Source organism: Planctomycetota bacterium, assembly GCA_016125255.1.
Classification (GTDB): Bacteria; Planctomycetota; Phycisphaerae; order Phycisphaerales; family Zrk34; genus RI-421.
Window position 1 is genome coordinate 40,254 of record WGMD01000009.1, and the last position, 13,745, is coordinate 53,998.

The following is a 13,745-nucleotide window of genomic DNA, read 5'->3' on the forward strand; positions in this document are numbered from 1 at the left end:
GACTATTGCCGGTGATTCTGAAGGTTTCCCGGTAAGTGGGCTCGGCGTGCGGGGGCTACTTGCGGGCGGTTTGGGCGGCGGGGGGATCGAAGTAGGCGTTGACAATGGTGATCAGGTCATCGGGGCCGCGGTAGCCGTAGTCTTCGCCGTGCCAGGTGCGCAGCGAGCGCAGCCGCTTCACTTCCGCTTCGCGCGTCGTGTGTTCGTTTTCGACCCATGCCTTGCCGCGCTTGCGAATCGATTCGGCCAGCGGCTCGCGCATCGGCTCGTCGTACCAGCCGGGGTTGAACGCTTCGCTGAAGTGTTCGCTCATGTACGCCGCCAGGCAATCATCGCTCGCCTCGGGGTTCCATTGCCACAGCCCATCCTTCTGAATCACCATCGGCGGATGCGTCACGCCATCGAACGCGACCGGCTCCGTCAGATTCAAAAAGAACTTGAACCCCGCATAGTTGGCGGCCAGATCGGCGTTGGAGTACGCGCCGGTCCACCACAACCCGCCCCATGTCTTTTCCATTTCGCGCCCCCAATCGACGATCCCCTTCCTCGCCGCATCGGGCGATTTGCCGGCGGCGATGGCAGCGCGGTACTTCTGAAAGTACGTGTAGCCCTGCTGGAAAAAATGTCCGAGCTTGTCCGTGCCCTGATACACACCATGCACATTGACCTCCGGCGCCATCGCCAGCATGAGCAGCGGCTTGTACAGGAGGCAGTCGCCATAGATCGAGTCGCCGGTCTCGACTTCGAATACGGCCGGCTGCGCTTCGAACTTATGCTCCTTGAGCCACGCTTCCAGATGCGACTCGGGCATGCCGTCGCCGGTGAACTCATAGAGGGCGCCGGTGATGGCGGACACATCGAGCAGTTCGTCGATGCGCTTCTGGTACTCGAGTCGTTGGTCATCATCCTTGGTCGTCTGGGCCTTGCGGCGCAGGACGATGATCTTGCGGTTGGCCTTTTCCATGGCGTCGGTGATGACCTGTTTGATCTGCGCGCTGACTTCGGGGCCGATGTCGGCCAGCGGTTTAGGCGGCAGCGTGAACTGGTCGGTTTCGAGTGCCAAGAGGGGAGACGACAGCGTGAGCCCTGCGATGGTCAGACATATCCATGCGATCGGTGTCAAACGCATCACTAAATCATACGTTCGGCGGGCCCATCGGGTTGCATCAAGGAACGCGGGCTTTGTAAGTCATTGGCCGGCATGAGGTCGCGAATTTCAAAAAATGTTGCCCAAGGGTTCCTGATTTGGGAAGCTGCGGCAGAAAAGAAGTCAGAGGCGCGACGATTTTGACCCATGTCGACGGATGGATGTGTTCATGAGTTGGACGCCGGACAACGAACTGCGCGACCGATTCGCTCGGCTATACGCGGCGCACTATCACGACCTGTACCGCTACGTGCTGACGCTCATTCCGCATGTGCAGGATGCGCAGGAGGTGTTGCAGGATACGAGCGTGGCGCTGTGGCGGAAGATGGATTCATTCGACCCGTCGGCGGCGTTTTTGCCGTGGGCCCGGCAGTTCGCATATCTGGAAGCGCTCAATCATCGCCGCAAGTACGCGCGGAGTCGGGCGCGGTTGTCGGAGGCGGTGGTCCGGCTTGTGGCGGAGGAACAGGCGGCGCAGCAGCCGATGCTCGAGCGGCGGTTCGCGGCGTTGAACGATTGCCTGTCGCGCCTTTCACCGGACGATCGGCGGCTCATCGAGCAGCGCTATCAGTCCGAGCAGTCGATCAAGGCGCTCGCCGAGTCGGAGGGTCATCCCGCCGACACGCTCTACAAGCGGCTCAAGCGCCTCCGCGAGCGCCTGCTGCGCTGCATCAACATGAAGCTGGCCGAGGGCGGGGGGCTGAGCGATGCATGACGCGTCGGCGCATGATCTGTTGGCTGCGATGCTCGACGACGAGCTCGCGCCCGCGCAGTGGGCACAGCTCGACGCGATGCTGTCGAGCGATGCGGCGGCACGCCGGGCGTATATCGAGCACATGGCGCTGCACGCGGACCTGGTGATTTCGACACAAGTGGCGGTCGAGCCGGCGGAGGCGGATGATGTCGCGCCGGCGGCGACGTTGGAGGGAGTTCGACGATGGCGGCGTCCGCGCGCGATGGTCGGCGGGTTTCTGGCGGGGATGGTGCTTCTGGCGGCGGCGCTGTGGTCGATGAGGGCGGCGCCATCGCAAAAAAGCGCGGCGCCCCGTGCGGTCCGGGATACGACGGCTTCGGTGGCGATGCTGACCGATGCGCAGGACGCGGTATTCTCGGAGTCGGGCAGCGCGCCGGCACTGGGCAGCGCGCTGAAACCAGGCGTGATCGAACTGGCGTCGGGTCGGGCGCAGGTGATGTTCAATTCGACGGCGGTGGTCGATCTGGTGGGGCCTTGCTCGTTTGAGTTGGACGGGCCCAACCGGGGGGTGCTGCATTCGGGGAAGCTGCATGCGCTGGTGGGCGAGCGGGCGCGGGGGTTCACGGTGACGGGGCCGGGGTTGACTGTCATCGACCTGGGCACGCGATTTGAATTGGACGTGCATGACGCGATGCATGCGGAGGTGAATGTGATCGAGGGCAAGGTGCTGTTCCGGGCGGAGTATGGCGAAGCGGCGCAGCGCGGTCCGGTGACGCTCGTCGCCGGTCAGGCGCTGTCGCTCGCTGCCGGTCAGGTCACGGTGAGGCTGGCGGCGGTGCGCGCGGACGGGATATGGACGTTCGATCACTTCGACAAGGGCACAAGCGCGGAGATGACGGAGCGCTTCGGTCCGGCGATGCTCCAGGGCGCGACGGCGGATCCGCGCGGCGTGAGCGGACAGGCGGTGGCGTTCGACGGGCGCGGCAATCGCGTGGATCTGAACACGACCCGGCTCGTCCCGGAACGCGGGCCGTTCGGCATGTTCATGTGGATGCGGACCGAACGCGGGCCGGACGATCAACCGTTCCAATATCTGATCAGCAACTACGTGTCGTCACACCCCGGCCGCTTCGCGCTGGCGATGCGCGACGGCCGCTTCGCGGCCTTCTGCGGCGGATGGCAGGAATCGACGCGCGTCGCCATCAACGACGGGCAGTGGCACCACGTCGGCCTGACGCGCGACGATCACGGCACGATGACGTTCTGGATCGACGGGCGGGCGCATCACGGCGGGAAGTGCGATGACCCGGTCGGCGGCGATGGCGATGCGTGGCTGTTGGGCGGTCGCGCGATGGATCAGGAGCGCAGTTTCCACGGCCTGATCGACCAGCTTGTTGTTTTTGACCGCGAGCCCACGCCGCGCGAAGTGCAGGCGCTCTACAGGAATCTCGATCTGCGGCCGACATCCGGGTCGGATGACGCTTCCCAATCCACTTTTCAATCCGAAGGAGACTAGCATGAGCTTTTGCACCACGATGACGATCGTCCCCAACCAACGTCGTTCCCTTTGGCTCATGCTGCTGGCGGCGGCGGTGATGATGATCGGCGCGCCTCGCGCGTCGGCGGACATTACGACGGGGCTCGTGGGTCATTGGGCGCTGGACGAAGCGACCGCGGGCCCGGTGATCAACACGGGCTCGAGCGCGACCTCCGGCGACAACGGTCAGGCGACCGGCGCTTCGGGAGGGACCGCCGCGACGATCAATCAGCCGGGCGCGGTCGGCAAGGCGTATCAGTTCGATTCGACCGGCGATATCGTCGGCACGAATCTGACGAATATCGTGCCTTCCACGGGGGAAATGAGCATTTTTGCGTGGATCAAGTGGGACACGAACGTCGCCGTCGGCGCCAATGGCCGCTACATTTTTGACAACTACATCGCCTCGCAGGCCGGGCGAACGATCTTTCAGATCGACGCCACCGGCACGATCGGCTTCGGCATCGACAGCACGACCGTGCACGGGACGTCCAACGTCGCCGACGGCGACTGGCACCTCGTCGGCGTGACGCGCAACAGCACCGGCGGCGTCAAACTACTCGTCGACGGCATCATCGAACTGAGCGGCGCGAACATCACGACCGCTATCGACACGACGCACGAATGGGTCATCGGCCGCCGCGTCGCCGACACGGCGCGTTCGTTTCAGGGACTCATCGACGACGTGCGCGTCTACAACCGCGTGATTTCGACGGCGACGGATGTGCAGGAGCTGTACCTGCTTTCGCCTTTCGCGATCCCCGAACCGGCGTCGATGATGACGTTCATCATCGGAGCCGGCGCGATGATGCTGCGGCGGCGCAAGTGAAAACAGCCGCGACACAACGTGTCGCGCGACGCGCCGCTCGTTGAGCGGCGGCTATCGGGAACAACGTCTCATGCGACACCGCGCCTTCACGTTGATCGAACTGCTCGTCGTCGTGGCGATCATCGCGCTGCTCATCGCGATTCTGCTTCCGTCGCTGACCAAGGCACGGCAGGCCGCCAGGGAAACAGTCTGCGGCACCAACCTGCACCAGATCGGCATCATCGCGATGATGTACGAAGGCGACAACCGCCGCATGCCGCTGCATCATTCGGAATGGCGACGCTACATCGACAAGAACAACGGCGGCAATCACCGCCCCTACCAGTTTTCCAGCGACGGGTCGCCCGGCTGGGATGTGCGGCCGATGTGGGAGCGGTACACGTCGCTGAATGTGATGAACTGTCCGTTCCTTCCGTTTCTGGACATGAGCGTCAAGACCACGCCGACGACGACCGCGCGCGTGTACGGCGACTACGTGCTGACGATGGGCTTCTGGGGGGACAAGGGGTTCGTCGTGACGGATCCGCCGGCGTCGGGTCAGCCGTGGACCCGGTCGCTGGATCGGTGGACGTACAACGGGCGCGAGCTGAAGGTGCTGGCGGGGGATCGCATGTGCTTCGATCCGAACGTCACCGAGCCGGCCCGCGTCAATCATGTCACGGACGACTCGTTCATCCTCAACAATTCGCAGAAGCCCACCGCCGCCGTCCCCGCCATCACGACGCAACTCTACTCGAACGCTGTCACCGATCCGCGCAAGCCCTTCCGGGCCGACTATGTCTTCGTCGATGGTCACGTCGGCCGCTACGACGCGACCGACCCCGCCCTCATCGACGTGCACGAGCGCTCCGCCGGCGTGACGCTCAACTACCTTCTGCCCGCCCAGTGACGCGCCGCTTCGTCCCGCAACTTTGAACTTGGAGTGATCCCCCATGCCCACCGATCCCGCCTTCTCGCGTCGCCAGGCCCTCGGCGCCTCGATGCTCGCCGCCGTCGGCCTTTCGACGCACGCCGCGCCGACCGCCCGCGCCGATGAACCGGCCGCGCCCGCGCCGGCGAATCGCGCCCAGCTTCTCGCGCCCGATTACTCACTCGTTCACAAGCGCGACAATCCCCGCACGTACGTCGAAGGTTGCGGGCTCATCACGCTTTCCGGCGGGGATATCGTGGCCGTCGTCCCGGTCGTCCCGCGCGGCGGCGTCCCCAAGCAGGGACCGACCGCCATCCATATCGTCCGCAGCGCCGACGGCGGAGCGACATGGGAGCCGCTCAGCGAGTTGCCCTATTACTCCGCCGCTCCGTTCGTGCATGACGGCGCGCTCTACCTGATCCTTTTCACGATGGGCACGCGCTACCGCAATGACGATGTGATGATCACCAAAAGCACCGACGGCGGGAAAACATGGGCTCCGCCCGCCCGCATTTTCGAGGGACATTACTGGAATTGCCACACCGCCATGGTCGAACACAACGGCCGGCTCCACTGGGCGATCGACGATCTGATCAACGGCAGTACGAGCCACCGCTCGCCGCGCGCCGTCGTGTGCGATCTGGCGGCGGACCCGATGAACGCCGCAAGCTGGCGCATGTCGAATCTGATTCCCTTCCCCGGCATGACCGAAGCGTGGCAGAACACGAGCATCACCGTCAAGGGCTGGACCGATCACTGGCTCGAATCCAACATCATCAAAGTCGGCGACCGGCTTCGCATGACCGCCACCGTCAAAATCCGCTCGCAGACCACCTCGAACATCGCGGCGGTCTTCGATCTTGACGACGACGGCAAGGACCTGAAGCTGAGCTTCACGCAGTTCTTCTCCATGCCCGGCGGACACCTCAAGTTCACGATCCTCCGCGACGAGCCGTCCGGCCTGTTCTGGGCAACCTCCAACTGGTGCATCGACAGTCAGGAGACGCACGACTGGTACGAGAAGTCGCGCAAGGCAAACGAGTTCACCGGTCACGGCGGCAACGACCGGCGGCTGCTCATGCTCATGTACTCGATCGACGCCATGAACTGGTTCCCCGCCGGGTGCATCGCGCTGGCGCCGCGCGTGCGGCAATCGTTCATGTACCCGCGCCCGGTGATCGCCGGCGACGACATCCTCGTCATCGCCCGCTCGAGCGTCGATGCGCCGAACCAGCACGATGCCGACTGTGCGACGTTCCACCGCGTCCGCGACTTCCGCCGCCTCGCGTTGTCCCTGCCGCCGATCGGGTGATCACCTTCGCGCTCCAATGAAACTCAGGGTGTCGCGCCCCGGGTTTCTTCAAGGGGTGAGTTGACACGCAAAAAACATTTCATTTTTCCGGCACGCGACGCGTCGCCGGCGGATATTCTTGTGGTTCCAAGAGAAAATCCGTATGGCGGTCAGTAACGAACAGATTGTGCAAACCATTGTCAGGCAACGCATTGCGATGCATTCGTACCTATGGTCCATCCTGCGGGATCAGTCCATGGTCGAGGATGCGTTGCAGGAACTGAGTCTGCTGGCGGTGCAGAAGCGCGAGGAGATCGCGGACGCGGATCACCTGTCCGGCTGGCTTCGCACATCCGGGCGGTTCATCGCTCTGCGCATGATCGAAAAGGCCCAGCACGAACCCGGCGCGTTCAGCGCCGCGGCGATGGCCCGGCTCGATCAGGCGTGGGCCGAACTGGACGATCGCAATCACGCGCACGCCACCGACGCCCTCAAGGCGTGTCTGGAGAAGTTGTCGCCGTCATCGTTGGCGCTGGTGCGTGAGCGTTACGCAAACAATCTGACCGGCGATCGTCTCGCCGAAGCCGTGCAGTTGCCTCGCCGGACAGTGTATCGCAACCTGTCGCGCATCCTGAGCAGTCTGAGCGACTGCGTGCGCTACCGGCTCAACGCCGAATGAATCACAACGCCGACAACCCGCTGCCCGAACTGCTCGCCGCGTATCTGGACGGCCGACTGTCTGCTGATGAGTTGCGTGAGTTCGCTGCATGGGTCGACACCAATGACGATTCCCGCCGGCAGTACGTGCAGTTGTGCTACCTGACGAGTCTGCTGGCGGAGACGGCGGGGGATGTGCTGGGTCAGGTTCGCGAGATGAGCCGGGAAGAAGGGTTCAGGGTTCAGGGTTCGGGGTTCAGGTTCAAGGCAGCGATCGCCGCACTGATCACGCTCGCCGCAGCACTGACTTACTGGTACCTGCTTCCGACTCCGCACTCCCAACTTCCCGCTCCCCACTCCCCCGTATCCTTCGCCATCCTCAGTGACCTTTCCTCCGATGCGCAATTCGCCGACGGCGATCGCCCCCTCGGCGAAGGCCTCACCGGTCCGATTGAACTGACCGCCGGGCGTGCTCAGCTCATGTTCAGTTCCACCGCCGTCGTCGATCTGACCGGGCCGTGCCGGTTCGAGATGACCGGCCCAAACCGGGGCAAACTCGCCGCGGGCGCGCTGGAGGCATACGTGCCGAAAAACGCCCGCGGATTCACGATCGACGGCCCCAACGGAATGAAGGCCGTCGATCTGGGCACCCGATTCAAACTGGCCATCGATGACGCGGGCCGGCCCAGCTTGGACGTCATGACCGGTCGCGTCGAGTTCACCGCGCCGGGCGGGGTCGGAATGAAGACGACCCTCGCGGCGGGACAGAAATTGGTGCTCGATGCCTCGGGTCGCCCGCGGATTACGACGCTGCCGTTGATCGCGTTTGTCGGCGTCGATCATGGCGTCGGCGCGCATCTGCGCACCGGCAGCGTGCCCAAGCACCTCGACGCCGACGGCGACAACTTGTACGGCTCCGCCGGGCACGTTTACTGGAACACGACGCCGATCGCCTCCGCCGATGGCCCGCTTAACGGTCATAACGCCGAGCGGCCCGCCGCCAATCGCCGGCTGCGCCTTCCGCCGTTCATCGCGCAGCTTGTGGAGTCGCCGGACACGACGGCGGCGCGCGACTTCGGATATGCGCCGATCGACGATCCGCAGGCGCCGCTGTCGAAGTCGATGCCGCAGGTCGAATCGGGCATGCTCGTGCATTCGGTGAGCGGCGACGCGCAGGCGCTGACGATGGTGCGGCTGGTGGTCGGACGGGACGTGCCGGCGGGGGGGTTCCGCCTCGGCGTCCTCATCGACTGCACCGACAAGACGCATCTGAATCCGCGCCGCCTCAGTCTCGTGAGCGGCCAGTCCAGCGCGACCGCCGAAGTCGACGAGCAGACGCTCGACGGCGTGGGCGACGTGCTGCTGTTCGACGTTCTCGAGGCCCGGCCCGGCGATGAAATCGAGCTTCGCGTCATCCCCTGGGGCGATCTGAAATCCACCGTCATTTCCGCAATGACCTTCGATGTGCTACCCAAACCGCGAATCACTAAGGAGAGGCAACCATGAAGACGCAACGTCTGGTTCTCGTCACGATGATCGCCGCGGCCTCCGCCGCACAAGCCGCCACCGTCACCTCCGTCGGCACCGTGACGAATCAGCCCGGCTGGCATTCGACGGGCGTCGCCAAATCGTTCGACGCCGACGGCGACAATCGCTACGGCACCGACGGATATGTGATCTTCGGCGTGACCAATCAGGCGGACAACACCGGCATACCCACATCGTCGCATGGCTACAGCACCACCGCGTTCGGAGACGCCTTTTCCGCCAGCAACAACAATGGTGTCACCGTGTTTAATGGCACCAGCGGTTCGCCCGGCGCCTACGCCTCGGGATTGCCCAGCTACATTTCATCCCTGTCCGCGGGAACCAGTTACACGAGCACCGCCGCGAACTTCGCCACGGTTTCTACGCCCCAATACGCCAATGGTGACGACCCCCGGCTTGTCTCCGCCGCGACGGTCGCCGACGCACGCATTGGCGGAAGCGTGGGGCCCCTCGGTGATGGAACCACGGTCGGGACATATCAGAATATTTTCTCGTTCACTGTTGCCGCCGGATCGCCGAGCACCTTCCGCGTGGGTATTCTCTTCGGCAACATCAATGACTTTTTCACGCCGACCGCCATCCGTATTTCGCAGAACGGCGGGGGCGGCACGGCGACGATCGCCAGTCTCGTCATGCCCGCCGCGCCCGAACTGGACTGGGCCTTTTTCGACATCACCGGCGCCACGGCCGGCACCAAGTTCGACATCTTCGCACAGGTCCGCGACCGCGCCGCATCCACCAATGACCGCACCGCGCTCGACGGCATCGTGTTCGACCACGCCGTCGCCACCGTGCCGACGCCGATGGCGCTGCCTGCGGGGTTGATGATGTTGAGTATTGCCGCGATGCGCCGACGCAAATGAAAAGAAGTGCATTCACATTGATCGAACTGCTCGTCGTCGTGAGCATCATCGTTCTGCTCATCGCGATTTTGCTTCCGTCGATGAGCCGGGCGCGCGAGCTGGCCAAGCGCACCGCGTGCGCTTCGAATCTTCATCAGCTTTCACTGAGCACCTATTACTACACGACCGACTTCAAAGGGCACTATCCCTACCGCGGAGCGGCCTCGGACCCGAACCCCGCGACCTGGTGGACGAGCGGGTTCACCGATGATCGCGCGCTGTGGAAGGGCTACATCGCCGATTACACCGTTGCCGGCGGATCGACGCTGTTCTGGTGCCCGAGCAATCCCTGGCCGTTCGATGCGCTTTATCCGCGTCAGCGCTGGCCGCACAACACCGCCGGAGTCTTCCGCTATCAGGCCGGATACAACTTTTTCGGCAACATTCATTCATCGCTGGGCACCTGGCGACCCGGCCGCAACGTCATCAGCACCGTGATGGACGTCAAGGCGGGCGATCAGTTGTGGACGGACTTCGCGGAAGACAAGACGGTGCCGCTGGGGTCGTGGCGGCTGGTCAGTCATTCGCGCGTGCTGGGCGATCACGAGTTCTCGACGCTCGGCCCCGAAGGCCTCAACAGCTCCGGCGCCGACGGGTCCGTCCGCTGGTACAACCACAGCGCGGACACGGAGCTGGCCTCCTATTCGCACAATGCCATCACCGGCGACTGGTGGGGCAAAACACATTGAATTTCCGCCGCATGACGCCATGAAAAAACCCACGGTGCGGCACCGTGGGTTTGTGATTTGAAAGCAGCGGGGCGGTCAGGCGAACTTCGTTTCGCCGGGGATGGCGACCTTCGGCTCGGGCGCGGGGCCCCAGGCGAACGTGTCGGGGACGAGCTTCTCCTGCGAATTGAGGGCCTGATCCCAGGTGAGCTTCTGCCCGGTGTAGGCGGACATGCGGCCCATGATCGCCATCATCGTGCTCTGCGCCATGTACGTGCCGTTGTTGATCGTCCTGCCCGCACGCAGGGCCGCGAACAGTTCGTTGTGCTCGTTCTGGTACATGTCGTCCGACACGCCGCGCTCCAGCTTGAACTTCCATTCGTTTTCGCCGGTGATCGAATGCGACTGAAGCTCGGCCTTGCCCTTGTTGCCGATGAGGTAATCGTTGACGCCGTTGTGGCATTTGCTGTTGCCGGCGAGCTGGCGGCAGGAGCTGTGGAGCTTCATGCCGTTCTTCCATTCGTAGACGTTGTAGAAGTGGTCATAGATGTTGCCGTACTTGGGATCGGTGCGCGCGATGCGTCCGCCCATCGACTGCACGCTTACCGGCGGCTCATCGCCCATGACCCACGCGATCTTGTCGATGCTGTGAATATGCTGCTCGGTGATGTGGTCGCCGGAGAGCCACGTATGGTAGAGCCAGTTGCGCATCTGGTACTCCATGCGCGACCACTTCTCGTTGTCCCCGCGGTGCCAGAGCCCGCCGGTCCAGTAGTACGTCTCGGCGGCGAGGATGTCGCCGATCGCCCCGTCGTGAATCCGCTTGACCGTCTCCTGCTTGGCGTGCTGATACCGATAGCACAGGCCCGACACGATCGTGATGTTCTTCTGCTTCGCCAGCGCGACCGTCTCGATCACATCCCGCACGCCCGGCGCATCCGTCGCCACCGGCTTCTCGCAGAACACGTGCTTGCCCTTCTCGACCGCGTACTTCAGATGAATCGGACGGAAACCCGGAGGCGTCGCCAGCAGCACGACGTCGACGTTGTCGATGACATTCTTATATGCATCGAACCCGTCGAAGCAGCGCTCCTTGGGCACGTCCACCTGATCCTTGAAGTCCTTCGTCAGGTTGCTGAGCGTGCCTTCGACCTTGTCCATGAATGCATCGCCCAGCGCGACAAGCTTGACGTCCTTCCCCGCCGTCATCGCCTGCCCCGCAGCGCCCGTTCCGCGTCCGCCGCAGCCGACGAGACCGATGCGGATCGTGTCCGACCCGGCGGCGTAGACGCTGCGCGCGAAGTTGAGATTGGCGGCCAGCGCCCCGGCGGCGGTGAGGGCGGCGGACTGTTTGACGAACTGACGACGCGAGGGAGTCGAATCCGACATGATGGTCTCCACAAATTCGCTGGATCAAAGCAGGCGGGATAAACGTATAATAACCGACATCCCGCCGGCTTTCTAACGTCGCTTTTTTGAAGGAGTTTCCGAATGTCGTCTCCAAGCATGCCGCGCCGCTCGTTCCTCGGCGCCTCCGTCGCCGCGCTCTCCGCCGCCGCCGTGTCGACCAACCTCGCCGCCGAAGCACGCGCCGACATTCCCGACCCGCCCGGCGATCGGCGCATCTTTAAATCCCTCAAGTACGGCATGCTCAAACACGACGGCTCCACCACCGAGCGATTCAAGCTGCTCAAGGAAGTCGGCTTCGACGCCGTCGAACTCGATACGCCCGGCCTCAACGTCGCTGACATCATCGCCGCACGCGACGCCTCCGGGCTCCCCGTCGACGGCACCGTCATCAGCACCCACTGGTCCGTCCGGCATTCCGATCCCGTCCCCGATGTCCGCGCCAAGGCGCTCGAAGATCTCAAGCAGTCCATCCGTGAGACCCACGCCGTCGGCGGCGGCACCGTGCTTCTCGTTGTCGGTCACGGCAAGGATGGAAGCCCCGAAGAAGTCTGGCAGCGCTCCAGCGAAAACATCGCCAAGGCCATCCCTCTCGCCGCCTACTACGGCGTCGTCATCGCCTTCGAAAACGTCTGGAACCAGTTCCTCTATGACCACAACGGCCCGGCCAACCAGACCGCCGACAAGTTCAAGGAGTACGTCGACCAGTTCCACAATCCCTGGGTCGGCGTCCACTTCGACATCGGCAATCACCAAAAATACTGCAACCCCGCCGATTGGATCCGCACGCTCGGCAAGCGCATCGTCAAACTCGACGCCAAGGGATTTTCCCGCGCCAACAACAAATTCACCAAGATCGGCGAAGGCGACATCGACTGGCCCGATGTCCGCAAGGCCCTCGATGAGATCAACTACTACGGCTTCTGCGCCGCCGAAGTCGGCGGCGGCGAGCGCGACCGCATGACCGAAATCGTCAGCAACCTCAACAAGTTCGTCCTCGGCGTCTGACCTCCGCAAGGCACGGAGACTGAAGTCCCAGCGCCTCGCCCGCGATTTCCTGAAGCCCACGGCTTGCCGCCGTGGGCTTCTTCATAGCGTCCGCGCCTGTGTCACGTTATCCATTCACACCGGCGCGGCGCGCCTCCGCTTTTTCGACCGCCGCCGTGCGCCCGTATTCGCAGCCCAAAATCGCAACATTTCCCGCACCACATGGGTCGCTTCCGCCGCTTCGCCCGCGCGGTGCGCATCAGCGCGGAGAGTGTTGACAAGCGGGTGCGCGCTTTTGCGGGACTTACATCGTGGTCGCGACACGATCGTGCGATTGTTTCCGCGCCGGTGCGCACCATGCGCGCGGCGTAAAGCGGGTGAAATGACCCACGCGCGGTCACTGTGATTGGAAAAACATGTCAGGGCCGCGCGAACTCGTTGGCCCAGACCAATTCCTGCATGCCGTAGTCGACCCACGACACGCGCATGTCGCCGATGCGGTGGTCGGGATCGTTAAAGAAGCTGACGGAGCCGTCGAGCCGACCGACCATGTATCCGGTCTTGTGCGCCAGATCGACGCCGACCGTTTGCAGCATTTCCGCCGATCCGGTGTTGATGGCGAAACCATCGGCCATGAGCGCTTCGCTGCCGGGGTCGGTCATGCGAAGATTGCGGCCGCGCTTGACGGTGTTGATGTGACCGTAACCCGCCCGGTAGAAGTAGTGCTGACGGATGGCGTAGGTCGTGGGAAGAGGATTGGTGCCACTGAGCCAGCTCCACTCCGGCGAGTCGTATTGATAGATCGGATGCGTGTTGCTGGGGCAGTACATCAGCCGCCCGTTGGGCAGCAGGCGCTGCTGATAGAGGATGCCGTGACCGAAGAAATAGTCCCACGGCTGAAGCTCGGCTCGGGTCCGGTCATACACGCCCCATTCGCCGGTGAATGTGACGGAGGGCGTGCCGGGAACGGTCTGACCGAAGTTGTCGCCGGCGTAGACGAAGTTGGCCGCATCAAGCTGGCGGATGTTCGATGCGCAGACCACGCGGCGCGCCGCCTCCCTGGCCATCGTGATCGACGGAACAAGGATCGCCATCAACAGTGCGATGATCGTCACGACCACCAGCAATTCGATCAGCGTAAAGGCCTCTCGGCGCATCGTGAGCATCC

At 63.7% G+C, this 13,745-nt stretch carries 13 protein-coding genes; 10 read left to right on the top strand and 3 right to left on the bottom strand.

Annotated features, from left to right (window positions below):
• Positions 1 to 55: 55 nt before the first annotated feature.
• Positions 56 to 1,129, bottom strand: a complete 1,074-nt coding sequence (locus GC162_08875) for a hypothetical protein (GenBank protein ID MBI1368749.1) — start codon at positions 1,127 to 1,129, stop codon at positions 56 to 58.
• Positions 1,130 to 1,304: 175 nt separating this feature from the next.
• On the opposite strand from GC162_08875, the gene GC162_08880 reads away from it, so the two are divergent.
• From GC162_08880 to GC162_08920, 9 genes are all read left to right on the top strand, one after another.
• Complete coding sequence (locus GC162_08880; GenBank protein MBI1368750.1) at positions 1,305 to 1,862, top strand: sigma-70 family RNA polymerase sigma factor; 558 nt, start codon at positions 1,305 to 1,307, stop codon at positions 1,860 to 1,862.
• A complete protein-coding gene (locus tag GC162_08885) occupies positions 1,855 to 3,357 on the top strand; it encodes a hypothetical protein (protein ID MBI1368751.1) in 1,503 nt (500 codons plus the stop codon). Before GC162_08880 ends, GC162_08885 begins: the two co-directional genes overlap by 8 nt.
• On the top strand, positions 3,317 to 4,207 hold the full coding sequence (locus GC162_08890; GenBank protein ID MBI1368752.1) for a PEP-CTERM sorting domain-containing protein: 891 nt from the start codon (positions 3,317 to 3,319) through the stop codon (positions 4,205 to 4,207). The genes GC162_08885 and GC162_08890 overlap by 41 nt, the downstream gene beginning before the upstream one ends.
• A gap of 70 nt (positions 4,208 to 4,277) precedes the next feature.
• Positions 4,278 to 5,096 carry a DUF1559 domain-containing protein gene (locus tag GC162_08895; protein MBI1368753.1) on the top strand — a complete coding sequence of 273 codons (819 nt, stop codon included), beginning with the start codon at positions 4,278 to 4,280 and terminating at the stop codon, positions 5,094 to 5,096.
• Positions 5,097 to 5,139: 43 nt separating this feature from the next.
• Positions 5,140 to 6,429 carry a hypothetical protein gene (locus GC162_08900; protein ID MBI1368754.1) on the top strand — a complete coding sequence of 430 codons (1,290 nt, stop codon included), beginning with the start codon at positions 5,140 to 5,142 and terminating at the stop codon, positions 6,427 to 6,429.
• 235 nt (positions 6,430 to 6,664) lie between these two features.
• Entirely contained in the window at positions 6,665 to 7,087 is a 423-nt protein-coding gene (locus GC162_08905) for a hypothetical protein (GenBank protein MBI1368755.1), read from the top strand.
• A complete protein-coding gene (locus GC162_08910; protein MBI1368756.1) occupies positions 7,084 to 8,571 on the top strand; it encodes a hypothetical protein in 1,488 nt (495 codons plus the stop codon). Before GC162_08905 ends, GC162_08910 begins: the two co-directional genes overlap by 4 nt.
• Positions 8,568 to 9,476 (top strand): hypothetical protein, encoded by a 909-nt coding sequence (locus GC162_08915; protein MBI1368757.1) that lies wholly within the window; start codon positions 8,568 to 8,570, stop codon positions 9,474 to 9,476. Before GC162_08910 ends, GC162_08915 begins: the two co-directional genes overlap by 4 nt.
• Positions 9,473 to 10,204, top strand: coding sequence for a DUF1559 domain-containing protein (locus GC162_08920; protein MBI1368758.1), 732 nt, complete (start codon positions 9,473 to 9,475; stop codon positions 10,202 to 10,204). The genes GC162_08915 and GC162_08920 overlap by 4 nt, the downstream gene beginning before the upstream one ends.
• A gap of 75 nt (positions 10,205 to 10,279) precedes the next feature.
• Here GC162_08920 and GC162_08925 read toward each other — a convergent pair whose 3' ends face one another.
• Entirely contained in the window at positions 10,280 to 11,572 is a 1,293-nt protein-coding gene (locus GC162_08925; GenBank protein ID MBI1368759.1) for a twin-arginine translocation signal domain-containing protein, read from the bottom strand.
• Between the two features lie 102 nt (positions 11,573 to 11,674).
• On the opposite strand from GC162_08925, the gene GC162_08930 reads away from it, so the two are divergent.
• Positions 11,675 to 12,598 (top strand): TIM barrel protein, encoded by a 924-nt coding sequence (locus GC162_08930; protein ID MBI1368760.1) that lies wholly within the window; start codon positions 11,675 to 11,677, stop codon positions 12,596 to 12,598.
• A gap of 398 nt (positions 12,599 to 12,996) precedes the next feature.
• Here the strand turns inward: GC162_08930 and GC162_08935 are convergent, their stop codons facing one another.
• Positions 12,997 to 13,743, bottom strand: coding sequence for a prepilin-type N-terminal cleavage/methylation domain-containing protein (locus GC162_08935; protein ID MBI1368761.1), 747 nt, complete (start codon positions 13,741 to 13,743; stop codon positions 12,997 to 12,999).
• Between the last annotated feature and the right edge of the window lie 2 nt (positions 13,744 to 13,745).

Coding starts and splice junctions, on each gene's coding strand:
- GC162_08890 (MBI1368752.1), top strand. CDS start 3,317: ATGACGCTTCCCAATCCACTTTTCAATCCGAAGGAGACTAGCATGAGC.
- GC162_08895 (MBI1368753.1), top strand. CDS start 4,278: ATGCGACACCGCGCCTTCACGTTGATCGAACTGCTCGTCGTCGTGGCG.
- GC162_08925 (MBI1368759.1), bottom strand. CDS start 11,572: ATGTCGGATTCGACTCCCTCGCGTCGTCAGTTCGTCAAACAGTCCGCC.
- GC162_08910 (MBI1368756.1), top strand. CDS start 7,084: ATGAATCACAACGCCGACAACCCGCTGCCCGAACTGCTCGCCGCGTAT.
- GC162_08885 (MBI1368751.1), top strand. CDS start 1,855: ATGCATGACGCGTCGGCGCATGATCTGTTGGCTGCGATGCTCGACGAC.
- GC162_08915 (MBI1368757.1), top strand. CDS start 8,568: ATGAAGACGCAACGTCTGGTTCTCGTCACGATGATCGCCGCGGCCTCC.
- GC162_08880 (MBI1368750.1), top strand. CDS start 1,305: ATGGATGTGTTCATGAGTTGGACGCCGGACAACGAACTGCGCGACCGA.
- GC162_08905 (MBI1368755.1), top strand. CDS start 6,665: ATGGTCGAGGATGCGTTGCAGGAACTGAGTCTGCTGGCGGTGCAGAAG.
- GC162_08930 (MBI1368760.1), top strand. CDS start 11,675: ATGTCGTCTCCAAGCATGCCGCGCCGCTCGTTCCTCGGCGCCTCCGTC.
- GC162_08935 (MBI1368761.1), bottom strand. CDS start 13,743: ATGCTCACGATGCGCCGAGAGGCCTTTACGCTGATCGAATTGCTGGTG.
- GC162_08920 (MBI1368758.1), top strand. CDS start 9,473: ATGAAAAGAAGTGCATTCACATTGATCGAACTGCTCGTCGTCGTGAGC.
- GC162_08875 (MBI1368749.1), bottom strand. CDS start 1,129: ATGCGTTTGACACCGATCGCATGGATATGTCTGACCATCGCAGGGCTC.
- GC162_08900 (MBI1368754.1), top strand. CDS start 5,140: ATGCCCACCGATCCCGCCTTCTCGCGTCGCCAGGCCCTCGGCGCCTCG.